General features: G+C 66.7%; 18 protein-coding genes and 4 pseudogenes. 8 read left to right on the top strand and 14 right to left on the bottom strand.

Annotation, left to right across the window (positions count from 1 at the left end; genetic code table 11):
- Positions 1-212: 212 nt before the first annotated feature.
- Positions 213-1,739: an MFS transporter gene (locus M8I34_RS17300; protein ID WP_250050330.1), complete on the bottom strand. Its 1,527-nt coding sequence runs from the start codon at positions 1,737-1,739 to the stop codon at positions 213-215.
- A 103-nt stretch (positions 1,740-1,842) separates the two neighbouring features.
- Between M8I34_RS17300 and M8I34_RS17295 the strand changes: the two genes are divergently transcribed.
- The gene (locus M8I34_RS17295; protein WP_250050329.1) at positions 1,843-2,742 is read left to right on the top strand and encodes a helix-turn-helix domain-containing protein; all 900 of its coding nucleotides are present in this window, start codon (positions 1,843-1,845) and stop codon (positions 2,740-2,742) included.
- A 264-nt stretch (positions 2,743-3,006) separates the two neighbouring features.
- Here the strand turns inward: M8I34_RS17295 and M8I34_RS17290 are convergent, their stop codons facing one another.
- From M8I34_RS17290 to M8I34_RS17280, 4 genes are all read right to left on the bottom strand, one after another.
- Positions 3,007-3,564: a transposase gene (locus tag M8I34_RS17290; protein WP_250050328.1), complete on the bottom strand. Its 558-nt coding sequence runs from the start codon at positions 3,562-3,564 to the stop codon at positions 3,007-3,009.
- Positions 3,565-3,967: 403 nt separating this feature from the next.
- On the bottom strand, positions 3,968-4,093 hold the full coding sequence (locus tag M8I34_RS41320) for a hypothetical protein (protein WP_284050431.1): 126 nt from the start codon (positions 4,091-4,093) through the stop codon (positions 3,968-3,970).
- A gap of 156 nt (positions 4,094-4,249) precedes the next feature.
- Positions 4,250-5,284, bottom strand: a complete 1,035-nt coding sequence (locus M8I34_RS17285) for a hypothetical protein (RefSeq protein ID WP_250050327.1) — start codon at positions 5,282-5,284, stop codon at positions 4,250-4,252.
- Positions 5,285-5,463: 179 nt separating this feature from the next.
- On the bottom strand, positions 5,464-5,838 hold the full coding sequence (locus M8I34_RS17280) for a hypothetical protein (protein WP_250050326.1): 375 nt from the start codon (positions 5,836-5,838) through the stop codon (positions 5,464-5,466).
- Positions 5,839-5,908: 70 nt separating this feature from the next.
- Between M8I34_RS17280 and M8I34_RS17275 the strand changes: the two are divergent.
- Positions 5,909-6,166 (top strand): annotated as a pseudogene (locus M8I34_RS17275) (transposase); the annotation flags it as partial.
- Between the two features lie 181 nt (positions 6,167-6,347).
- Here the strand turns inward: M8I34_RS17275 and M8I34_RS41910 are convergent.
- The 3 genes and pseudogenes from M8I34_RS41910 to M8I34_RS17265 form a co-directional block, all read right to left on the bottom strand.
- Complete coding sequence (locus M8I34_RS41910; RefSeq protein ID WP_374210923.1) at positions 6,348-6,530, bottom strand: hypothetical protein; 183 nt, start codon at positions 6,528-6,530, stop codon at positions 6,348-6,350.
- A 44-nt stretch (positions 6,531-6,574) separates the two neighbouring features.
- A pseudogene (locus M8I34_RS17270) lies at positions 6,575-6,721 on the bottom strand (IS5/IS1182 family transposase); the annotation flags it as partial.
- A 73-nt stretch (positions 6,722-6,794) separates the two neighbouring features.
- Positions 6,795-7,268 carry a MarR family winged helix-turn-helix transcriptional regulator gene (locus M8I34_RS17265; protein ID WP_250050325.1) on the bottom strand — a complete coding sequence of 158 codons (474 nt, stop codon included), beginning with the start codon at positions 7,266-7,268 and terminating at the stop codon, positions 6,795-6,797.
- Between the two features lie 57 nt (positions 7,269-7,325).
- Between M8I34_RS17265 and M8I34_RS17260 the strand changes: the two genes are divergently transcribed.
- The gene (locus M8I34_RS17260) at positions 7,326-8,102 is read left to right on the top strand and encodes an alpha/beta fold hydrolase (RefSeq protein ID WP_250050324.1); all 777 of its coding nucleotides are present in this window, start codon (positions 7,326-7,328) and stop codon (positions 8,100-8,102) included.
- A gap of 66 nt (positions 8,103-8,168) precedes the next feature.
- Here M8I34_RS17260 and M8I34_RS17255 read toward each other — a convergent pair.
- Positions 8,169-9,257: pseudogene (locus tag M8I34_RS17255) on the bottom strand (IS630 family transposase).
- A 160-nt stretch (positions 9,258-9,417) separates the two neighbouring features.
- Between M8I34_RS17255 and M8I34_RS17250 the strand changes: the two are divergent.
- From M8I34_RS17250 to M8I34_RS17235, 4 genes are all read left to right on the top strand, one after another.
- Positions 9,418-9,915, top strand: a complete 498-nt coding sequence (locus tag M8I34_RS17250; protein ID WP_250050323.1) for a polyprenyl synthetase family protein — start codon at positions 9,418-9,420, stop codon at positions 9,913-9,915.
- A gap of 501 nt (positions 9,916-10,416) precedes the next feature.
- Positions 10,417-10,671: a hypothetical protein gene (locus M8I34_RS17245; RefSeq protein WP_250050322.1), complete on the top strand. Its 255-nt coding sequence runs from the start codon at positions 10,417-10,419 to the stop codon at positions 10,669-10,671.
- Between the two features lie 609 nt (positions 10,672-11,280).
- The gene (locus tag M8I34_RS17240; RefSeq protein ID WP_250050321.1) at positions 11,281-11,580 is read left to right on the top strand and encodes a hypothetical protein; all 300 of its coding nucleotides are present in this window, start codon (positions 11,281-11,283) and stop codon (positions 11,578-11,580) included.
- A 100-nt stretch (positions 11,581-11,680) separates the two neighbouring features.
- Positions 11,681-12,070 carry an IS5 family transposase gene (locus M8I34_RS17235; RefSeq protein WP_250050320.1) on the top strand — a complete coding sequence of 130 codons (390 nt, stop codon included), beginning with the start codon at positions 11,681-11,683 and terminating at the stop codon, positions 12,068-12,070.
- Between the two features lie 265 nt (positions 12,071-12,335).
- Here the strand turns inward: M8I34_RS17235 and M8I34_RS17225 are convergent.
- Positions 12,336-12,536, bottom strand: a pseudogene (locus M8I34_RS17225) (ATP-binding protein); the annotation flags it as partial.
- A gap of 210 nt (positions 12,537-12,746) precedes the next feature.
- On the opposite strand from M8I34_RS17225, the gene M8I34_RS41905 reads away from it, so the two are divergent.
- Positions 12,747-12,971, top strand: coding sequence for a hypothetical protein (locus M8I34_RS41905; protein ID WP_374210929.1), 225 nt, complete (start codon positions 12,747-12,749; stop codon positions 12,969-12,971).
- A 100-nt stretch (positions 12,972-13,071) separates the two neighbouring features.
- Here the strand turns inward: M8I34_RS41905 and M8I34_RS17215 are convergent, their stop codons facing one another.
- From M8I34_RS17215 to M8I34_RS17195, 4 genes are all read right to left on the bottom strand, one after another.
- Positions 13,072-13,836: a barstar family protein gene (locus M8I34_RS17215; RefSeq protein ID WP_250050319.1), complete on the bottom strand. Its 765-nt coding sequence runs from the start codon at positions 13,834-13,836 to the stop codon at positions 13,072-13,074.
- 68 nt (positions 13,837-13,904) lie between these two features.
- Positions 13,905-17,798 (bottom strand): polymorphic toxin-type HINT domain-containing protein, encoded by a 3,894-nt coding sequence (locus M8I34_RS41315; RefSeq protein WP_308372363.1) that lies wholly within the window; start codon positions 17,796-17,798, stop codon positions 13,905-13,907.
- A 102-nt stretch (positions 17,799-17,900) separates the two neighbouring features.
- On the bottom strand, positions 17,901-20,009 hold the full coding sequence (locus M8I34_RS17200) for a glycerophosphodiester phosphodiesterase family protein (RefSeq protein WP_250050318.1): 2,109 nt from the start codon (positions 20,007-20,009) through the stop codon (positions 17,901-17,903).
- Positions 20,010-20,154: 145 nt separating this feature from the next.
- Positions 20,155-22,470, bottom strand: a complete 2,316-nt coding sequence (locus M8I34_RS17195) for a LamG-like jellyroll fold domain-containing protein (RefSeq protein ID WP_250050317.1) — start codon at positions 22,468-22,470, stop codon at positions 20,155-20,157.
- Positions 22,471-22,916 lie beyond the last annotated feature (446 nt).

Genomic DNA, 22,916 nt, shown 5'->3' with positions numbered 1-22,916 from the left:
TCCCCACCATGTCGCTAGTCGGTGCCGGCCGGTGGTGTGGCTTGAAGGCGGGTCGAGCAGTCCGGTCGCGCCGTGCCCCCGGTAGCGGTTCCCCCTTCAATGCACAGGGGCGGGGGATGCCCATCTCGGCTGCAACGTGGGCGATCGGCCGAGTCCGGCATCGCTCAACAAGGCGTTGCGGCCCTCGATACTGCGGGGGGCATTGGCATGGGTCATCGAACACTGCTTTCTTCGACGGTGTCCTGGGCCAGGGGCTCCGGATGAGCGCCGTCGGTGGTGGTGAAGGCCCTCGGCAGGTGGCGCAGGGCGAAGACGCCGAGTGCGGCGTGGAGCATGCCTGCGATGACGGCAGCTGCGTGCAGACCGGTGACGAAGGCTGACTTCGCATCGCCGATCACCGCCGCCGTGACGCCGGGGGCCTGCAATGTCTCAGTGAGGGTACCGGCGACGTCAGGCCCCTGAAGCCGGAAGATCAGAGCCGCCAGCGAGCCGAGGAGTGCGATCCCGAGGGCATTGCCGATCTCGTTGCTGGTCTCGGCGATTGCTGCCGCGGACCCAGCTCGCTCTGCGGGAACCGCGGCGACAGCGGTGTCGGCTACGACGCTGAAGGAGATGCCGTAGCCGATGCCTGCGATGACAGTGGACGCCACGTACCAGCCGATGCCGCCGGAGATGCCGGTGGCCAGCAGCAGGAGCAGACCTGCGGCAATGAAGAAGTGGCAGGTGATGAGCGCTGCCCGGGTACCAATACGCGCAACCAGTGCCGGTGTGACGATGCAGGTGACGGTGAGCACAGCAGCGCCGGGGAGCGCGACGAGAGCCGCGTCCAGGACAGCCAGTCCGAGGACGGACTGGAGGTAGATACCGCCGAGGTAGGCCACCGCCGACCATGCGGCCAAAGGCAGCAGCCCGGTGATGGCCGCGATCGTGAACACCCGATCCCGGAAGAGGCGGAAGTCGATCAGCGGGTGCTCAAGGTGGAGTTGCCGCCGGACGAACCACCACAGGGTGACGATGCCGACGAGCCCTGTGGCCATCGAGGTCGCTGTCAGCCCCTCCGCGGCAGCGTGCTTGATCGCGTAGACAGTCAGCAGGATGCCCGCAGCGGAGAGCAGAACGCTCAGGACGTCGATGCGGCCGGCCCGGGTGGCACGTACCTCGCGGAGCAGGACCGGGGCCAGAAGCAGGAACAGCACGACGACGGGAAGATTGATCAGGAAGACCGCCCCCCACCAGAAGCTGTTGAGCAGCTGTCCACCGATGCTCGGGCCGATCGCGAAGCCAGCGGCAAAGGTGGCTGCGAAGATGCCGATGGCTTTCGCCCGCTGGCGCGAGTCGGTGAACAGTTCGCTGAGTACCGCCAGCGCCGACGGCAGCAGCGTGGCACCGGCCACGCCCATCAGCGCCCGGAAGGCGATCAGCAGTACCGGCCCAGGGGCAAACGCTGCTCCCGCGGAGGCCGCGCCGAACACTGCTGCACCGGTCATCAGCAGCTTCAGCCGGCCGTACCGGTCGCCGATGTTCCCGAACGCGATGAGCAGGGACCCAACAGCGAATCCGTAGACGTCCAGGATCCACAACGCCTGATCCGCAGTCGGCGACAGTGCCTCGGAAACCTTGGCCATCGCCAGGAACAGGACCGAACCATCCATCGCGACCAGCAGGACCGGGCCGAGTACCACCAGCAGACCGAGCCACGCCCGCAGGCCGGGTGAGTGAGAAACACGCTGTACATTCATGCATCTGACGGTGCGCCACCGTCCGCCCGACAACCATCCCCGCGTCATGGGTACACCTCCCAGGGTCACCCAGAAACGGACCGTGGCACCTACGCTCGGAGTCATGGAACTGGAGAGCCTCGGGGCCTATCTCAAGAACCGTCGGGACCGAGTCACGCCTACCGACGTCGGCCTGCGTACTTACGGAACCGCCCGCCGCGTGCCGGGTCTGCGTCGCGAGGAGCTCGCGCAGCTCGCCGGCGTGAGCGCCGGCTACTACACGAGGCTGGAGCAAGGTCAGGCTGGCACCGCCTCCCAACAGGTCCTCGATGCGCTCGCAGGCGTGCTCCAGCTCGATCCGGCCGAGACAGGCCACCTGCACAACCTGGCCCGTCAGCCCACCACTTCACGCCTGGTCCGTCCCCGCCCTGAAAGACCGCACCGGCGAGTGCTGACGCTCCTGGCGTCCCTGGGTGAGACCACGCCGGCCGTCGTGCTCGGCCGCCGCGGCGACGTGCTGGCCTGGAACCGCACCGGACATGCACTCGTCGCGGAACACGTCGACTTCGACGCGCCCCACGATCTCGCGCGACGGCCGTCCATCCCTCGTATGTTCTTCCTCGACCCTCTCACCCGCGACCTGCACTGCAACTGGGATGAACTGGCCCGAACCCATGTCGCTTACCTGCGGCTCACCGCAGGCAGGTACCCCACCGACGCCCGGTTGGCCGAACTGATCGGCGAACTTGCCATGCGTAGCAGCGACTTCGCCAGACTGTGGGCCAAAGGCGACGTCGCGGACTGCACCGTGGGCACCATGCGCCTGCAACACCCAACCGTCGGAGGAGCCGACGTCGACTACCAGGTGTGGCTCCAGCCCGAGAGCCCCGACCACCGGCTTGAGGTATACACACCCAACGACACCGCCTCGGCCGACGCGCTGCGACTGTTGTCCGACCAGGTCGCCGATCAGCAGGAACCTGAGGTCGCCCTTTCCAAGGCGCCCCAGCATCTGGACAGGTAACGGCTGCCTGTACCCCTCCCGGATCACAGGTCGTAGTCTTGGCAAGCGCGGGGGTGAGCGAGCACCGACCGCCGCTCGCGTCAGACCGTGCTGGCTTCCAGCGATGCCTGCGAGTGATCGGCTTCCGCCCATTCCAGCAGGTCAGTGGATCGGTTCAGTAGTTGCGGGCCTTGCGGTGCAGTCCTGATGCGATCCGTTGCGCTCGGCCATGACGACGTAGGTGTTCCGCAGGGCGTCGCGGAGTTCGTCGACGGCCGTCGCTCCTTAACCGGGTCGGGAAGCGGGCTGCAGGCGGACTCGTACGGCGGCGACGAGTCCCGTGGTGTCCGGGGCACCTAACGGGATCAGGGCCACGCGTTTGCGGCCCATTTTCGCCAGGTGAGCGATCTGGCTTGCCTGCAGGGGGCTCTCGCCCCAGCCAGGCAGCGTGGGATCATCGGGCAGCAGCCAGGTGTCCTTGGCGATCCTAGAGATATGCTTCAGGCCCGCCGCACTGAGCTTGGCGGCCATCCTGATGCCGTCCAGCCGCTCGGCGTTCAGCGTCACCGGGCGATGCGGCAGACGAAGGCGCGACGCCGTTTCGAGAGAGGCGCTCACCACCGAGTCCTCCGGGATCGCAGAGTGCGCCTCGTGGGGAACCGATGTCCTATCGCCCCCCGGCCTGTTAAAGGGCAAATGTAGCCACCAGTTCAGCGGGCACACTGTGCGCGCGGACACCCCCCACACACCTATCACTTGCTGTGCGGTAACGGCTTGACCGCGCTCCCACGAGAACGTCCGGGCCACGCCCACAGAGTGGGTGCCCGACTTCGGGATGACCATAGGGTGCAGTGCATAGGCCCGCACGCCGGGCGCGGACCACCGCGGCGACGTTGCCCCAGTAGAAGGCGAGCGCCGCCCGGTCCGTCTCGCTCAGCTCGTAGCGCGGACGGGCGGCGGGCGCGGCCGGCCTCGGCGGCGCGAGCCAGCGCCACACCTTCCGCTCCGCGACGTCCAGGCCCTGCGCGACCGTACGCACGTGCGCGGCCGTGAGCGCCTCGTCCTGCCGTAGCCGGGACAGCCGTTCGACGGCCACCCGACGCTTCTCCGCCGACACCCTCCCCATGGACGGAAGTGTCAGTGGCGGCAGAACCACCGTGCCCGAACATGCGCCCGCGTCCACACGACCGCGTGGAACTTCCCGAACCGGTGGCGAGCGGGCCCAATGAACGCTACCTACGGATTATCACCCGGCGCCGGGGAGTGTCACCTCGCTCGGCTTCGCGTATACCCAAAGGTCGAGTTCGACCTCCTCGTAGCACTCCTCGCAGCGGCGAACGTCGACGTCGCCCACCACGCGCACATGAATCATCCACGCGATCCGGCCGCACTTCGGGCACGTCGTCTCGCGTGCCGTACGTATGGGATCGCCGTATTCCGGATCTCAAAGCATTGCGGGGCTCGCGTATCCCCGCCCAGATGAAAAGCAGCGCCTCATGAGCGAGTGGGACGGGCCCCTGAACCAGCCTTAGCGCAGGACCTTCGTGAACTTCTCGTACTGCATCCTGGCGAAGTACCCGGTGAGACCGTGCGGCACATCACCGCTGCTCATGGTGTCGACCAGGTACTTGCCGTCCCGGATGTAGATGACGGAGTATCCGGCGTACTGGTAACCGACCGTCTCATCTCCCCGCGGTGTAACAGCCGCAGAGCGGCCTCCTAGGCACTTTTCGTCCTTCGTGCGCAGCCAGGCCATAGCCTTCTCGGCCTTGACCTGATCGCTGTACACCGTTACGCCCACCTGCACTCCTTCGGCCCCGGAACCGAATGTGTTTGACACACTGCTGCCGTTCGGAAGTCCGTCCTTCAGCGCGTCGCACGGCCCGGTCGTAGACCGGGGGAAATCCGCCCACCCGTCCTTCACCCAGTGCTCCGGGACGTCGGAGGTACCCAGAAGGGCGCCCTCCATGTTCCGGGACGAATCGGTGGGCGTGGGCCGGACCGCTTCCGGTGTGGCTTTCCCTGTTTCCCTCGGGAAGTTGGCCGAGCCCGGATCAGCCTGGCCGCTGGTGGTGGCCGTCGGGCGGTGCGCAGGGTCATCGCCGACAATGAGTTGTGCCCCGCCGTAGATCCCCAGAGCCACCAGCGCGAGGAACACGAGAGCTGCGGCGAGCAGGGATAACCGGACGTTGCGGGTGTTGTTGAACGTCACGGACCCCAGAGAGAAGGTGTTCCGGCCCCGCACCGTGGTGCCCTGCAACGTGATGCTGCCGATCGTGGTGCGCGTGGGTTCGGCAGCCGCCGGGGCAGCCAGGGCCGCGGCGATACTCTCGGCGAACTCCGGATCGGCGTCCACTTCCGCTTGGAGCAGCGCGCGCAGTTCGTCAACCGCCGCAGGGTCTTCGGGCCGGTCCTCGACCGCGCGCAGGGCGGTGGACCCTCGATCGGTTCCCCCGAGCCGGTCGCGCACCATCGTGGAGATATTCTGTCCCATTTCGGTACCGGCCGTAGCGGCGGCCCCACTCGCCATCTGCATGATGATCTGAAGCACTGTCTCGACCACTTGTGTCGCCCCCCGGAGGGTCGCGTCGCCTGAACCCCCAGCTTTCCCTGTCGACACGTCAACAACAACGGAAAGTGCCCAACAGTATCGGAGCAGGCTACCCAGACCGGACGGACCCGGAGCAGACCGAAATCTGGCCCCGACTCGATCCGCCGTGCACGGCCCGACGCGGAGCCATCTCACGACGCTTCCCGTGGCAGAAACAGCTGACGTTGTCGTGGCAGACCACACGTGGGGCGCGTCAGCCGACGGCCCAGGAGGACAGCTCCTGCGCCCGCGATCAACGAGGCGGCGGCGATACCGGTGAGTGCGGTATCGGCCAGGGCGGCAAGGGTGGATCCAGTGGCGGGCAGCTCGGACCGGGCGGATTCTGCTGCCGTGGCGGCTTGGAGGGCGAGGTCGGTGACCGCTTCGGGGTGGGAGATCATGGCCACATGGGAGAAGTCGATCTCCACCGTGTGTGAACCCGCGCGCTTCGCCTCGAAGCGTTCCTGGTCGGGGTTGATGGTCCTGTCCTGTTTGGCGACGAGGAACCACGACGGATGTGTTTCCAAGCGGCCACCTTGGCCTTCGCCGAGAACCCGGTTGTTGCCACGGGCCGTTGGGTCACCGCCATGACCCTCGCTCCACGCAGACAAGGGCTACGACTACGCTCACCTGCGGCGATGATTACGTCAACGCGGCATCATCCACAGCATCGCCCGCAAGGGACTTGAGTCCTCGCAACGGCTAGGCCCTCACCGCTGGACCGTGGAGCGCACCATGGCCTGGCTCGCGGGCTGTCGGCGACTGCACCGACGCTACGAACGTAAAGCCGCCCACTTCCTCGCCTTCACCAGCATCACCTGCACCCTCATCTGCTATCGCAGACTCACCAAATGAGATGACTTCTTACTGATCTTTTCGTAAGTTCGGTGGGTGTGGTGGGTGGATAGTCAGGCCGGTGTGGGCGAGGTAGGACCATGGCAGGTGCTGGTTGTGGTTGATCCGGTGGACGCCTTGTTCGGTGGCGTCGGCAACGTCGGCCTGCTCTGAACGATCGGTTGCCCGGCTCGTCACCGACCTATCGGACAGACGCTAGGTCTCTGCCGGGGGCGGCTGGGTGAGCTGGGTTCCAGAGCATGACCTTGCCGTCGTCTCCGCCAGAGACCACCTTGCCGTCAGCTGTGACCGTTACCGCTCGCACGCGCAATGCGTGGCGACCCAGTTTTTGGGCCGAGGCTCCGGGGACTTCCGGATTCCACAAACGTACCCAGCCGTCTCCAGTGCCGGAGACGACCTGACCGACACCGGCGGCAACTGCCGCCAGGTGCAGTCCGAGGTGGCAACAAAAATGATCGCTGCCAGGGTCTCCCGGTCACCGATCCGTCGCCGACCCCCGCCCTGCGGACGCTTCACTTCCGTCGGCGGCACACTCGCCGGAATGACAGCGGCCAACTGGAACTCCCAAGTACGGCCAGTTGTGGTGTCACTCTTCGTCAGCGATCGCGCCGGCCTCCTGTGGCCTGGCTCAGTCGACGTCGACGTCGCCCATGAGTTCGAGGAGGCGCGAGAGGACTCGAAGGCAGGTGTCGACCTCAGCGTCGGCGAGGTCACCGCCGACCTGGCGCAGCACTACGCGTTCGTGGTCGATCACCGCGGTGATGACGGTCTGGCCCTGTTCGGTCAGCCGGATGAGGGAAGACCTCTTGTGGGCCGGATTGGGGGCGGACTCGACCAGACCTCGTGCAGCCGCATCGTTGACCATGCGCTGCACGAACTGGCGGCTCAACGCCTGTGCCCGGCCCATCTGAGGAACGGTCATGGGCCCATGTTCGCGAAGCAAGTTGAGCACGGCCCGCACTCCCACCGACAGCCCCTCGACGGACACGTCCTGCTCCACCTTGCGCTGGGTGCGCCGATACAGCGGGCCCACCAGGTCGAACACCTCGGTGAGCCGGTCGGTCAACTCTTCGGACGCCAGGCCACGATCTGTCTCATTCACGCCACCATGATGACACCTCGGTTGCCATTCACTCCCAACAATGACACCTTGGTTGTCATGAATGATCTTTTCTGGCTCGACACCGGCGCCGGCCAACCCCTCGTCCTGCTGCACGGCGGCTTCGTGGACAACCGCATGTGGGACGACCAGATCCCCGCCCTCGCCGCGCGGTACCGCGTTATCGCGCCCGACGCCCGCGGCCACGGCCGGTCCGCCAACGCCACCGGACCGTTCCGGCACACCGACGACCTCGCCGCGCTGCTACGACACTTGGGCACCGGCCCCGCGATCCTGGTGGGCGTCTCCATGGGGGCCAGCATCGCGGTCGACACCGCGCTCGAGCACCCGGAACTGGTCAGCGCCGTGGTCGTCAGCGGCGCCGGGACCAGTGAGCCGAACTTCACCGACCCCTGGACCACCCGAACCTGGACCGCCTGGCAATCGGCGATGGCCGCAGGCGACCTGAACGCCGCCGTCGAGGCATTCACACTCTTCGCCGCGGGCCCGCACCGTACCCTCGACGATCTCCACCCCGAGGTCGTCGGCCGCCTGCGCGAGATGACCCGCAGCACCCTGTCCAAGCACACCCCCGACGAACCCGACCTGCGCATCCCCGTCCACGACACCTGGATCCGTGCCGCCAAGATCGACGTGCCCGTGCTGGCCATCAACGGCGCCATCGACTCACCCGACCACCTCGGCATGGCCGAACGCCTCACCCACACCGTCGCCGACGGCCACGCGATCTCGATCGATCAGACCGCCCACTACCCCAACATGGAACGCCCGGACGTCTTCAACAAGGCCCTCGAAGACTTCCTGCGTACCTTGTGACCACACAACCGACTCCTCAGCCCTGCGATCACCGATCGTCACCACCGGCGGCCAGATAGCTCTCCACTAGTGTCCTGAGTCAGTAATTCGTTCACAGTATGAAGCAAGTGCTTCGAGTATCTGGTCAGCTGTCTTGGTCCAGATGAAGGGCTTGGGGTCTTCGTTCCAGGTGGTGATCCAGGTGCGGATGTCTTTCTCCAGCGCCTGGACGGATTTGTGGACGCCGCGGCGTATCTGTTTGTTCGTCAGCTCTGCGAACCATCGCTCTACGAGGTTCAGCCAAGAGGAGCTGGTGGGCGTGAAGTGCATGTGGAATCTGGGATGGGCCAGGAGCCATCTTTCGATGTCGGGTGTCTTGTGGGTCGCGTAGTTGTCACAGACGAGGTGGACGTCGAGGTCGTCTGGGATCTCTCTGGCGAGCTTGGTAAGGAACTTCTTGAACTCCGCGGGAGCCGATGACCTGGCCGGAGGCGGCGTCGAACACTGTGAAAAGGGTGGTGGTGCCGGCGCGGACGTAGTCGTGCGTGGCCCACTCCGGGACTCCGGGCATCATGGGGAGACCGGCTGAGATCTGTCCAGGGCCTGGATCTGCGACTTCTCGTCCACGCACAGCACCAGAGCTCGTTCGGGCGGATCAAGATACAGGCCGACAACGTCGTGGACCTTGTCAACGAAGAACGGATCCGTTGACAGCTTGAACGTCTCGGAACGGTACGGCTGCAGCCCGAAAGCCCGCCACACACGGGCAACAGTCGACTGGGACAGGCCCGTCTTTTTCGCCATCGACCGAGTCGACCAGTGCGTGGCGTTGTCCGGCTTCGACTCCAAAGTCCGCGCGATCAAGTCAGCGACCGGCTCGTCCAATACGGTGCGAGGCCGGCCTGGACGCGGGTCATCTTCCAGTCGGGAGAGCCTGTCGGCGAGAAAACGCTTCCGCCATTTCGACACCGTCTCCCGCGTCACCCCGTTCTTTTCGGCTACCGTCTTCGTCGAGACAGGAAACCCATCTTCACCCACCGCTTCACACGCCAGGATCAAACGGGCCCGAAGAGCCATGTCCTGAGCACCTTTTCGCCGCCGCACCCACCGCCCCAACTCAGCACGTTCCACAGCAGTCAGGTCCAACGGCACAAGCTTCGGTCCCGGACGAGTCACCCCAGAACCATAGACGAATTACTGACTCAGGACACTAGTGCTGGATTCCTCAAAGGCAGTACACATAGCGGCGGCGTAAGCGCCGGGTGGGTGGGGAGGGTCTGCCCCAAATCCATGGGCGGGCACGGGCATTGAGCTGGGCTGCTACCAGGCGGGTGGCTTGTTCGATCTCGGGTGGTCCGGCGAAGGACTGGCCGGCCAGGGCGGCCTTGCGGAAGATGCGCCACCAGCCTTCCTGAAGGTTGAGCCAGCAGGCGCCGACGCCCGCTGGTGCGACGGAATGGCCATCCTGTCCGGCGACTACACCATGATCCGTGCTTCTGGCCTGCTTGCCCAGCTCGGCCGGCGCGAGGCGCTGCTGCTGGCGGACCTGGGATGTCTGATGGCCGAAGGAATGGTGGCCGAGCTGCTGGAACGCTTCGACGTCGATCGCAGCGAAGAGGCCGCCCTCGCCGTCGTCACCAACAAAACCGCGACCCTGATGTGGGGCAGCTGCGCCGTAGGAGACCTGCAGGGCTGTCGCGACGACGCCTGCATCGACGCCATGCTCGACTTCGGCCGCCACTTCGGCATCGGCTATCAGCTCCTCGACGACCTCCTCGACCTGACCGCCACCGCCGAACAGCTCGGGAAGCCGGTCGGCAACGACATCCGCTAAGGCATCTACACGCTCCCATTGCTCCGGGCGCTGCAGCGCGATCCCGCCCTGTGCCCCCTGCTCAGGCCCGAGATCACCGATGCCGAGATCGCAGAGGTACTCGGGCGGGTGCGTACCGGGGAGGCCGTCGAAAAGGTACTGCCCCTGGTCGCCCAGCATGTCGACCAGGCCGTCACCACTTCCGTCAGGCCGACTGCACCCGCTCCCGTCCCCGTATCGCAGCAGCGATCGAGGGCTTCGCCCGCACCATCCTCTCCCGCCGGGCCCTGAACCGACGGCCCCCGTACCGACCCCCACAGAGGGAGACTGACGGCAACACCCCATCAATCCAAGGAGATTGAGCGAGTCGGTTGCGTCATCCCAGGTCAATTCCCCCCTGACGTTGCATCGAGTGCAAGAGCGCAAGATCATTTCACGTACACTTATCCACAAGTAACCACTGTTTTCGACTAGGGGGACCCTATGCGTCGACGCATTTCCACTTTCGCCGTCACAGCCGCAATGGCCGGAGGTGTACTGTTCGCGGCCCTGCCCGCACACGCCGCCACGACCACCGGCTCGCACGCCGCGGTGGCCCGGGCGGGCAGCATCCACGTCAACCTCGACGAGCTGCGCCAGCAGTCCGCCGACCTGAAGGCCAAGGCCAACCGACTGGACCAGGACGGCGAGCACCAGGCGGCAGAGCGTGCCCGCGCCGAGGCGCGCGCCATCGACAACCAGATCAAGGCGTACGAAGACGCCGAGAACAACGTCTGATCGCTCCTACAGACAGTTGACGCCCGCCTCGACACCATCGGGGCGGGCGTTGTCGTGCGGCCGTCATCCGGGCCGCAAGCCATCGGACGGGTCCTGAGCTTCTCCCCGGTCGCGGTGGCGCTGCTGCCGGTAGTCTTCCGCCTACAGTCGGCCGATCGACGCCCGCCCCGACCTACGGACTCACCTGGGGACCAGCTGACCAGCCGCGTCTGCCTTTTCAGGGCCAGGGGCACGGCCAGAGCTAGCTAGGGTCTGTTGCGAAAGTGCTGGTCAGAGCCATTCGTTGATGGCTGCGACGAGGACGGTTGCTTCGTAGCGGACGGCGAGTTTGTCGTACCTGGTGGCCACTGTCCGGTGCCTCTTGAGGCGGTTGATGCCGCCTTCGACCACGTGCCTCTGCTAGGCCGTGTTGCTAAAGAAGGCTGGTGGGCCGGGTGCACCCCAGACTTCGTCGTTGAGCAGCGCCATTCCCGGTACGGGGCAGGCCTCCCACCTGCGCCGGTGCAGCTGCGTGGTGTCCATCTCGCTACGTAAACTGCTGGCTCGTGCGCCTGTTTGTGATGCCAACGTTCCCACTGACGGCTTCCCGTTCGACCGAAGGACTGAGCCGTGCCCGACCGACCTGAAATTGTCTGCATCTGCGGCTCTACCCGGTTCGTGGACGAGATGCGTGCGGTGAACCGTGATCTGACCTTCGCAGGTGTCATTGTCGTCGCGCCAGGCGAAGCAGACGAGTTGATCACCGACGAGCAGAAGACCGCGCTGGACGCCCTCCACCTGCGCAAGATCGACCTGGCCGACCGGGTTCTGGTCGTCAACCCCGGCGGGTATATCGGCGAGTCCACGAGCAGGGAGATTGCATATGCGCACGCCACCGGCAAGCCGATCTCGTTCACCGATCCCGTCTGACCAGTAGACGCTTCCTGGTGCGCGCAGGCAATGAGTCTCGGTCAGCCTCGGAGCGTGTTGCTAGAGGGTCTTCGAAGTCGTCGGGCGCAGCCTTGTGCTTGTGTCGCGTGACGTGATCTCTGATGAGGCGTGGGCCGTGCTCGGGCCTCTGTTTCCCGCTGTGAAGGCTTCGGGCCGTCCGCCGGTAGACCGACGCACGGTGGTCGAGGCGACGGCGTGGCGGTATCGCACCGGGGCGCCGTGGCGTGATCTGCCCGAGCGGTTCGGGAACTGGAACACGATCTACAAGAACTTCGACCGCTGGTCGAAGGCCGAGGTCTGGGCGCGCGTCCTCGAGCAGGTCCAGGCGATGGCTCATCAGGGCGGCGACGTCGACTGGATCGTGTCAATCGACTCCACGATCGTGCGTGTCCACCAGCACGGCGCGACCCTGCCCAGAGATAAAGGGGGCACGGTCGAAGTACCAGAAGCTCGGAGACGAACCCGCTGATCACGCGATCGGCCGCTCCCGTGGCGGGTTGACGACCAAGACGCACCTGGTGGCCGACGGCAAGGGGCGGGCACTGGCGTTTGTCCTGACCGGTGGCCAGGTCGCGGACACGACCGTGCTCCCCGGACACGCTCGACGAGATCCGCGTGGCCGGCGCGACCGGACGGCCACGTCAGCGCCCGGACCGGCTGCCGGCAGACAAGGGTTACCCGTCCAGGGCGAACCGAGCGTGGCTGCGCGAGCGCGGCATCGCCACGACGATCCCGTTGGACGCGATGGCGACGCTGTTCTTCTCCTCCCGCTCGGTCAGCACCTGGAACAGCAGTTCGGCGCCGTGCCGGTCAAGTTCTATATAGCCCAGCTCATCGATGCAGAGCAGGTCGACGCGGCCGTAGCGGGCGGTGGTCTTGTTCAGCTGCTTCTCGTCGGCCGCCTCGACCAGCTCGTTCACCAGCGTCGTGCCCAGACAGGCACTCGAACTCGGCGCGGTGGTCCATCAGCCACGAGAGGTAGAACAGCCCTGGTGGATCACCCCAGCGTCAACGCCCCAGCCGCGTCCCCTTGCGCTTGCCGGCGCGGGAGTCGCAATAGTTCTTGATCCCGGCAGCCCACACCCGGCAGGCTTCTTTCGGGATGCGGGAGGACAGCTTGCCTGCAGCGAACCACGGGTGGAGCGTTGGACCGTGTCAGCGATGGCGCGAGCCCGGTCGGCGGCGCCCTTCACCGGGACGCTGCCGCCCTCGCAGAAGTCCTTCTGCACACCGACGACGATCAGAGCACGGCGCAATTCCCCCTCCGCCTCCAGCGCAACGCCATCGGCCTCCTCAGCCACGCCCTCCGCAACCCCGCCGTGCCCGACGACGGTGACGAACCACCGATCTGCGCAGTCCCCGTCCGCTGACGTTGCCGTCAACTGCTGCCGTCACCCCACCCAGACGTCCCGTCAGACAATGCCTGGCGGGACGTCAAATTCACTTGCGCACATACACAACAATCCGGAATCAGCAAGTGACAAAATCAACGCGAAATTCACGCATCACTCCCGCGACCGAATCCAGAAAGGCGCTATCTAGAATTTCTTGAGACGCCTGAAAGTTTCGCCAAACAATCTTCACCGGAGGCCCCTCACCAAAACTCGAAGAAATGCAGTCCGCAAGAGCGTCAAGATTCGACCCAAAGTATCCGCCCGGACCATTGACCGCCTCGCCCAATGCGCAGAAGAACCCCGACCTTGTAGAGATATGCGCACCGTCCAAGTAGACGACTTCATCCACTCCATAGCGGGCTGCCCTACGATTCAAAGTAAACCACGAATTCTGAACAACGTGCAGCCATGCACTCTGATAACTCGCCGGCCATCGAAGCCATTCGCCCTTCTCCAGGACGATTCCCGATGCCCAACGTCGCCAAATCTTCTCTGCTTCAGGATACTCGCAGCGATTACCAAAGAACTGGTACGCGACTCGTGAAATATAGCCGTCTGGCGCCTTTACGCCCGTATCGCCGAGCACAACCCGACCAATGAAGTACTCACCAACCTTCCCCCCTCGACGATTCATGATCTCCAGCACCGCATCCTCAACCCTTCGCCTACCCCTTTCGACCTCATGAACTCTCTGGAAGGCCACTTCCGAAAACTCTTCTTCTGGGGCGACAAAAAAACCCTCTACCCCTTCGGCCGCAACGAGTACACTCCCAGACCCTTCATCCGATACCAGGTACAACGGAAAATCCACCGCAGCCGTCACAGGTACTTCGCCAGACATATCTCATCCCCAAACCGGAACTGGTGCAGCGACAATTAATCGATCGCTGCACCAGTTAACCAATAGAGCTACTGATTCCACCCCGAGTCAGGGAAGTGGGGTGCACTGAAGCGTTGAATCTTCGTGTAATGCGTGGACGTCCAGCCGTACACCTTGACGCCGTTCGGCAACTCCTTTTCCAGGATTCTGTCAGTTTCCGGCCTACCAGGCACCCGGTACTCCTTAGAACCTGCCCACCACGGATGCTCATGGCCTGAATAGGTGTCGTGCGACGGAATCCGTCCCGCCTTCACGTCATCGTAGGCCGAAGCGATTTTGTTATTCATCCCCCTGGGCAGAGGATCCGACAGATTCCCGCAGTTGCTGTTGTGAACGAGGACCGGTGTGTCGCCCGCCAAAACATAGTACGTGTGCAGGTCGGCGACCGTCAGGTTGTGGACGCGCTGCCGGAACGTGGTCCACGTCGTCGTCGTGTCGATCCGTGCCTGGGCTCCGGCTTCGGTCAGCAGCCGTTCGCCCGGCTTGAGTTGCTCGGCGTCGCGCCAGGCGTTCCTGCCGCCGGCAGCCCAGAAGGGGTGCTTGCCGGTGGCGGTCACCGTGCCCGAGGACCGTGCACCGGGGCCGGTGACGGTGACTCGCACGAGACTCTTCCGGCCGAAGCCGGTGATGGTCGCCTGGACACGCTTCGCCGCGGTGCGGCCGGTCCGCGGGTCCGTGGCGATAACCTGGTCTCCGGTGCGGATGTCCTCGATCGGCTTGGTCCGGTGACCGGCCATCAGGACGCGGGTGCCAGGGACGAAGCTGTTCCTCTCGCACGGCTTGCCCTTCCTCAGGATCTTGAGCTTGAGAGCACTGAGTGCGAGGCCCTTGAGGCACGAGAGTTTCTTCGTCTGGAGGCACTGCTCGATCTCTTCCGCGCCCACGTACCAGGCGATCAGACGGTCGAGGTAGGTGCTGCTCGTGCAGCTCATCCCGCCCGCTCCGTCGGCCGCGCAGACCAGGATCACCTGGCCGGGCTTCAGCCCCCCGCTTCCCAGGAGACTTCTGCGGTACTCGATCAGCCGCTTGTCGAGGGTCTTGCGCATCTCGCTGTCGGAAAGGGGCTTGTTCTTCTCCAGGAGCTCGTCCTGGATCTGCTTCTTCATCTCCGAGAGCAGCATGTCGGCCGCGGTCTTCATCGCCTCGGTCGAGGCCTTGGCCGCCGCGGTGGCGTCCTTCCCTGCCGCCTCAGCGGAGACGCTCGCCTCGTAGGCGGCGGAGTTGGCTTGCAGGGAGTAGGAGGACGCGATGCCCGCGGAGTGCTCGGCCCGCTCCGCGGAGCGGGCCGCCGCCTGCGCGTCCTTGCGGGCGGACGCCGCGGCGCTGTTGGCCTTCCTGGCGGACTCGGCCGCGCTTCTGGCCGATTCAGCGGCCTGGTCGGCGGACTTGTCGGCCTGCTTGGCGTAGGTCTCTGCTTTCTCGGCGGACTTACGTGCTTTCTCCGCCCAGGTGATGGCCTGCGTGGCCTCGTCGCGGGCGTCGGCGGCGACGCGCTGTGCTTGGGCGGCGTCCTTGTGGGCGAGCGCCGCGGACCGGTCCGCTCCCGCCAGCAAGATGTCGATCTCGGCGGTGTGGGCGGCGGCATTGGCGTCGCGCTGCCGCGCCCGGTGGAGCCCGATCTGCAGGAAGTCGTGCAGCTCGGACGGCGGAGCCGACAGCGCAGCTTGGGCTGCCGCCTTGACCTCGGGGCCGCCGGCCGTCATGGCCTGGGAGACCGCGACTCGTTCGTCGCCCTCGCGGGCCTTGTACTGCCCGGTCTCCAAGAACTGGTGCAGGTCGGCGGGGGTGCCGTCCAGGGCCTTGTTGGCCGCGGCCTTCACCCCCGGGCCGCCCGCCTCCATGATCCGTGAGACCGCGATGCGGTCGTCGTGCTCCTTGCCCGGGTAGGCCCGAGTGCGCAGGAACTCCCGTACCTGGTCGGCCGGTTTGTCCATCACAGCCAGAGCGGCCTCTTGCTGCGCTGGGCTGTCGCTCGTGGCGGCGATGTGCCCCGCGCTGGCCCGGTCGTCCTGCTCGGTGGCCACTGTCAGCCCCGCCCGTACGAACTCGACCACTTCCTCGTCGGTCCCCATCAATGCCTGCTCAGCAGCCTCAACAACCCATGGGCCTCCGCTGGAGGCGAGGTTGACCGCGAACTGCCGCCCCTTGGCCGCCATGACCTGGGGGTCGGACGCCGTGGTGGCCTCGTCCCGGAGCTTCTGGGTCGCGGTGTTGAACTGCTGGACCCGCCCAGCCTGCCACTGGGCGGCGGCGACGCTCGAATCGTGCTCCTTCTTGGCCTCCTCGGCCGCAAGGACGTTCTCCTCCTGCTGCTCGGTCAGCCGCTCGGCGTCGGCCTTGCGGGCCAGTTCGGCCACGACCCTGGCCTGACCTGCTGCCGTTTGCGCGTCATTGGCGGCCTTCGTGGCGGCGTCCGCCGCAGCCGTCGACTCCTTGGCAGCATTCACCGCCTGCCCCGCCTCGTCCGCTGCCTTGTCCGCCGCCTTCGCCGCCTCCTCGGCATGCTTCGCTGCGTCGTTGGCGGCGTTGCGCGACTGCCGCGCGGCCACCCCGGCCTGCCGGGCATTGGTCTGCGCCGCTTCAGCCGCACGTGTGGCCTGGCCCGCCAGCCGCCGGGCCCGGGCCGCCGCCGCCTTCGCCTCGGCCTCCTTCGCACCGGCCTCACCGGCCCAGCGCCCCGCCTCGGCGGCCGACGTGGCCGCCGCGGCCGCATTGGCGCCCGCACTGGCCGCGGCACCCGCCGCCTTCGCCGCGTTGTCCGCGGCAATACCGGCCTGATCAGCGGCGTCCGCCGCCTTCTTCGCCCCGGCCGCCGCATCGCGCGCCTTCTGCGCCGCCAGCCGAGCCTCCTTGGCCTTGGACGCATTACCGGCCGCCGCCGCTGCCGCCGACCGAGCCGAAGAGGCCGCGCTCCCCGCCCGGCCGGCGGCATACGCCGCCTGCGCCGCAGCAGTCGCCGCCACCCGCGCCACCCGGTTCGCCGCAGCAGCAGCCGACACCGCCGTACGCGCCGCCTGCGCCGCCCGGTCGGCCGCAGCCGCCGCGCGCGATGCCGCTGCCGCCGCCTTGTGCGCCGACGACTTGGTCGCCTCCGCCTCCTTCGCCGCGACCTGCGCCGCCTCCTTGGCCCGCTGAGTCGCCTTCTCCGCCTTGTCTGCCTCCTCCTTGGCCTCCTCGGTCAGCTCCTTGGCCTTCTTCTGCGCCCGGTCAGCAAGTGCGGCCAACTGCGAGACTGTCAGGGCCTCCTGGTCCCGCGCGGCGGCTACCTGCCACCCCTCGTCCAGGAACTCCTGCGCATCCTCCGGAGAACCGTCGAGAGCCTGCTGCGCGACTTTCTTCACATTCGGGCCACCCGCGGTCATCAACTGGGCGACCTGAACCCGGTTGTCCTCTTCCCGTGCCCGGAACTGCCCGTCGTCGATGAACCGTCGCCAGTCCTCGGCCGACCCGTCCAACGCCTTGCCGGCCGCCTCCTTCACACCCCGCCCACCGGCGGCCATGATCTGTGACACCTCGACGCGCAGATCGGTGTCGTAGGGCTCAACGAGCCCGCCGTTCAGGAACCCCTGCAACTCTTGGACGCCGCCGTCCAGCGCCTTGTTCGCGGCCTCCCGTACGCCCGGCCCGCCCATGGCCATGACCTGCGCCACCTGAACCCGCAGGTCGTCTTCCTTGACCGACGGCAGTTCCTTTTGCATGAACGTGTCGACGTTCTGGTCCGGCCCCAGCAGGACGGCCTCGGCCGCCTTGCGTACCCCCGGGCCGCCGGTCCGCCATTCCTGGAGAACGTCGGATCTGTCATACGCCGGCGGCGCCTCATCAGCCATGGCGGGAGGTAAGTCCGCGCCGGCTATCAGTGCCATGGCCAGCAGCGTCGCCACGACGCCGCGCCGGCCCAGGGCACTCCGTAATCTTGTTACCACAACGTTTCTCCTTGTGAGTGAACTGTGCTCACCGTCAGCCGGGTGGTGCGGCTCCCGGAGCGCCCTGGGTCTTGCCGTCCGGGGCGCTCCGGCAGCCTGCGGTCACCGTTCGGCGCAGTGCGCATTCCGCCACTGGACGAAGTGATCGGCGCGGTTGGTGATGACGCCGTCGACACCCCATGCCGTCGCGGTCTGCCACTGGGCCTCGGTGTCGACCGTCCAGACGAACACCTCGACGCCGGCGGCCCGGAGCTTGTCCACGACCGAGGGACGAGCCGACAGGCCACTGAACTTGACCGCGTAGGTACTGAGGGAGAGCTGGCGTGCGGTGGCCACGGGGTCGGCGTCCAGTGCCGACCGGAGCAGGGCCACCTTCGTCCGGTGCGGGGAGGCGGACGCGTCCCGCACCACCTGCTCGTCGAAGGACTGGAGCAGCGTGCGGTCGGTCATCTTCGCCTCGGAGACGAGCCCGAGGGCCCGGTCGACCGCAGCGGACGACTGCGGTCCCTTGATCTCCAGGAGGAGCCGGGCCGGCCTGTCCTTGAGCGAGGCCAGCACCTGTTCGAGCGTCGGAACCCGGCCTCCGCCCTTGACCGTCAGCCGGGATATCTCCTCTGCGGTGAGCTCGTCGACCCGTCCGGTGCCGTCCGTCGTCCGGTCCACGGTCACGTCGTGCATGATGACCGGCCGGCCGTCCTTGGTGAACTGCACATCCGTCTCGACCCAGTCCGCACCACGATCGGCCGCGGCTTCCAAGGAGGCGAGCGTGTTCTCCGGAGCGGTCTCCGGCGCGCCGCGGTGCCCGATGGCGTTCGTGCGCGAGCAGCCGACCAGGACGGTCTCGTCCCAGATGCGGATGTTGTCGATGGTTCCGGCGAAGTGTTCCTGGAAGGTGCTCTGGTAGTGGAGGCGGCCGATCTGGAGGCCGCCGTTGGCCCGCCAGGGGGTGGTGAAGTCGGCTGCGGTCTGGGGCTTGCCGTTGACGAAGAGCTGGATCTTCTTCGCGGCACTGTCGTAAACGCCGGTCAGATGGGTCCAGACTCCGGTCTGGGCGGTGTCGGTACTGGTGGAGCGGACGATCGTCGTGTTGTCGCTGTCCGTGGTGTGCCGGTTGAAGACCCACTTGTCGTAGGCCTTCGAGTAGTAGAGCTGGAACCCGCTGGCGTGGTTGCCGGCCTGAGAAAGGAACGTACGGTTCCTGTCCTTGGCGTCGAGCTTCACCCATGCCGATACGGAGAAGGACTTGGTGGTGTCGACGACGGGTCCGGCGGTGGCCGCGTAGGCCGTGGTGCCGTTCAGTTTCAGGGCGGTGCCGACCTTGCCGGGTGCCCCGAGCTGGGCGCCGCCTCCGGCGAGGGTGGCGACCGGACCGGCGCCCATGCCTCCGCCGACGTGAGTCGCCCCTGCGCTTTCGTCCAGCGGGAAGGAGGCCAGTTCCTGCAGGTGCTCGGGGAGGCGGCCGGTGGAGAGCGCCGTGGCGTCGGCCTGTGTCACCGGCGACTGCACCGTGCGTATCTCATCGATCGCGCCCGCCGCGGCCTCCTTCCAGGCGCCGTGCGCGCGCACGCGGCCGATCTGCAGACCGCCGGTGGCCCGCCACACGGGGGCGGCCTGCACCGACTGTTGAAGCCGACCGTTCACGAACAACGACAGCGAGCGCTTGTCCGCGTCATAGGAACCGGTCAGATGGGTCCATTCAGCCGGCTGCACCGCCTCCCTGCTCACTGCGCGCACGAGATCCGGGGCGTCGGTGTCGGCGGTGTGCTGATTGAAGACCCACTTGTCGTAGGCCTTCGAGTAGTAGAGCTGGAAGCCGCTGGCGTGGTTGCCGGCCTGGGATAGGAACGTCTGGTTCCTGTCCTTGGCGTCGAGCTTCACCCATGCCGATACGGAGAAGGACTTGGTGGTATCGATGACGGGTCCGGCGGTGACCGCATAGGCAGTGGTGCCGTTGAGCTTGAGTGCGGTGCCCGCCTTGCCGACCGCCCCCGGCTCGGCGCCGCCGCCCAGCTCCGCGGTGAACTCCCGCGCCGTACCGCCCAGCACCCGCCGCGAACCCGCGCCCTCATCCAGGGAAAAGGCCGCGTCCTCGGTCACGCCGGCCGACGGGGATGAGGGGATCCGCCCTGCCGGTGAAGCCGCGAGCGGATCGCCCGATGCCATCGCCGGGGTACCGGTGGCCAGTACAGCCGTCACTGTCAAGGGCAGCACTAATCCACTGTGGAGTTTCATTTCTGATCCTTGTTCATCAAGCGATGGCGCATACGGAGAGCGCGTCTCCGTGCCTGCGGAACCGGGGCCCGGTCGGGTGCGAATATCCGGACGAGGCCCCGGTGGGGAATGACGTGGGATTCCGCTAATTCTTGCTCTGGATCCCGTCGTTGAAGATCTCGTCCACGCCGATGGCCCGATCCCAGATGCGGATGTTGTCGATGGTCCCTGCGAAATGTTCCTGGAAGGTGCCCTGGTAGTGGAGGCGGCCGATCTGGAGGGCACCACTGGCCCGCCAGGGGGTAGTGAAGTCGGCTGCGGTCTGGGGCTTGCCGTTGACGAAGAGCTGGATCTTCTTCGCGGCACTGTCATAGACGCCGGTGAGGTGGGTCCAGACGCCGGTCTGGGCGGTGTCGGTGCTGGTGGAGCGGGCGATGGTGGTGTCATCGGTATCGGCAGTGTGCCGGTTGAAAACCCACTTGTCGTAGTTCTTGGAGTAGTAGAGCTGGAAGCCGCTGGCGCGATTGCCGGCCTGGGATAGGAACGTGCGGTTCTTGTCCTTGGCGTCGAGCTTCACCCATGCGGAGATGGCGAACGACTTGGTGGTGTCGAGGACGGGTCCGGCGGTGGCCGCATAGGCAGTGGTGCCGTTCAACTTCAGGGCGGTGCCGACCTTGCCGGGTGCGCCAAGCTGGGCGCCGCCTCCGGCCACCGTGGCGACCGGACCGGCGCCCATGCCTCCGCTGACGTTCGTCGCCCCCGCGCTTTCGTCCATCGGGAAGGAAGCCAATTCCTGCAAGTGCGCGGGGAACTGGCCGGTGGAGAGCGCCGTGGCGTCAGCCTGTGTCACCGCGGACTGCACCGTGCGAACCTCATCGATCGCGCCGGCCGCGTTCTCCTGCCAGGCGTTCTGCCACCGCAGGCGTCCGATCTGCAGCCCACCGTTGGCCCGCCAGGGGGTGGTGAAGTCGGCTGCGGTCTGGGGCTTGCCGTTGACGAAGAGCTGGATCTTCTTCGCGGCACTGTCGTAAACGCCGGTGAGGTGGGTCCAGGCACCGGTCTGGGCGGTATCGGTACTGATCGAGCGGGCGATGGTGGTGTCATCGGTATCGGCAGTGTGCCGGTTGAAAACCCACTTGTCGTAGTTCTTGGAGTAGTAGAGCTGGAAGCCGCTGGCGTGGTTGCCGGCCTGGGATAGGAACGTCTGGTTCCTGTCCTTGGCGTCGAGCTTCACCCATGCCGATACGGAGAAGGACTTGGTGGTGTCGAGGACGGGACCGGCGGTGACCGCATAGGCAGTGGTGCCGTTGAGCTTGAGTGCGGTGCCCGCCTTGCCGACCGCCCCCGGCTCGGCGCCGCCGCCCAGCTCCGCGGTGAACTCCCGCGCCGTACCGCCCAGCACCCGCCGCGAACCCGCGCCCTCATCCAACGGGAAAGCGGCCCTGCCGTTGAAGGCACTGCTCGTGAGCCAGGAGACGATGTTGTCGGTACGCGCAGCCGTGGAGCCGTCGCCGTCTCCGGACTGGCCCAGGCAGCCGGCGTGGGCCGCGAGACTCTGGACCGCCGTGATGCGCCCGTTCCCGTCGAGCACCGGCCCCCCGGCATCGCCCTTGCAGATCTTGCCGCCCGTCAGCGCCGTGGTGGTGTCCGTGGCGCTGCTCCGGGTCACGTTGCCGCTGTGCGGACCGGCGGGCACCCACGCCGTGCCGGTGCGCCCGTATCCGGCCGCGACCAGTGCCGCCCCGTCGCCGGGGGAGCTGCCCGCGACCCTGGCAGGGGCGATGTCGGTCAGCGGAGCGGCCAACCGGGCCAGCAGCACGTCACGGTCGTCGCGCGGCACCACGTAGTTGATTCTCACCGGTGTCTTGCCCGCGAAAGTGGCCGTCGCTTCACGCGGCGGCGCGCCCGCAGGCACCGGCTTGGCCGGGTCATCGGAGAAGCAGCTCGCCGCCGTGAGAACCCAGGTCCGGTCGACGAGGGTGCCGCTGCACCCCTTGCCCCCCTGCTGCCCGGGCCGGCCCACGGTCACCCGGGCCAGCCACGGGCGAGAGGAGTCTCCGGTCACCACGGGCGCCTTGCCCTCGCCCACGCTGAGTTCCAGCACGGTGGAATCGAGAGCGGGGTTGAGCCCCTCGCCCAGCGACTTCCAGGCACCGGGTTCGAGGGCGACTTCCTCGACCTTGCTCTCGTTGGTGGCGGGGTTCTCCGTCCGCACCGTCGCCGTAACGCCTTCCCGGCTGTCGGACTTGGCCAGGTAGGAGCGCTTGATCTCCAGAGCCAGGTACCCCACCGGCCCCGAGACCGCGAAACACGCGTCGCCGCTGGTACGGCTGTTGACCCGCACCAGATCGCTGCCACCGGAGGCGCAGTCGACGAGCGTGATGTGGCCGTCTCCCGAGACGAGCTTCAAACCCTTCTCCGCGAGCAGCTTGTCCCGGTCGGGGTAAGCGAAATCCTCCACCAGAGAATCCGATCCATCACCGGGCGCCGCCGACGACACTCCGGCCATGGGGCCTGTGCCCCAGGCGGTCACCGCGGTCAGCGCGGCCAATGTCACTGACATCGGCCGCCCCAGCGCAACACGCCACCGCATACGAACTCCCCCCATACATGAATGTCAAAGACCCAGCCATGCGGAACGCCGATGCGATCAGAGATGTCGGTCGGCTCGGTGCGCGTCGCGGCAGATCGGGCGCGCGGTTCCGTAGTCATGCCCTGCGGAGATGGCCCCGGCATGGTCAGGTCAATCCATCTTCACTCAACCATCACAACCTTCACAGACATATCACGGCCAATTTCTGTCCCAGATGACCGAAACCGGCACATCGGGGCCGAGGCCGGTGCGGTGTGCAGGCAGAGGGCCTTGGCAACCGTGGGGAGAAGCCGAGGAGTCCGGGACCACCCCTC

Source organism: Streptomyces sp. MCA2, assembly GCF_023544705.1.
GTDB lineage: Bacteria > Actinomycetota > Actinomycetes > Streptomycetales > Streptomycetaceae > Streptomyces > Streptomyces decoyicus.
This window is presented reverse-complemented; position numbering and strand designations above follow the sequence as displayed.

Coding starts and splice junctions, on each gene's coding strand:
- M8I34_RS17290 (WP_250050328.1), bottom strand. CDS start 3,564: ATGGTCATCCCGAAGTCGGGCACCCACTCTGTGGGCGTGGCCCGGACG.
- M8I34_RS17215 (WP_250050319.1), bottom strand. CDS start 13,836: ATGTCTGGCGAAGTACCTGTGACGGCTGCGGTGGATTTTCCGTTGTAC.
- M8I34_RS17295 (WP_250050329.1), top strand. CDS start 1,843: ATGGAACTGGAGAGCCTCGGGGCCTATCTCAAGAACCGTCGGGACCGA.
- M8I34_RS41320 (WP_284050431.1), bottom strand. CDS start 4,093: ATGATTCATGTGCGCGTGGTGGGCGACGTCGACGTTCGCCGCTGCGAG.
- M8I34_RS17300 (WP_250050330.1), bottom strand. CDS start 1,739: ATGAATGTACAGCGTGTTTCTCACTCACCCGGCCTGCGGGCGTGGCTC.
- M8I34_RS17245 (WP_250050322.1), top strand. CDS start 10,417: ATGGCCGGAGGTGTACTGTTCGCGGCCCTGCCCGCACACGCCGCCACG.
- M8I34_RS17260 (WP_250050324.1), top strand. CDS start 7,326: ATGAATGATCTTTTCTGGCTCGACACCGGCGCCGGCCAACCCCTCGTC.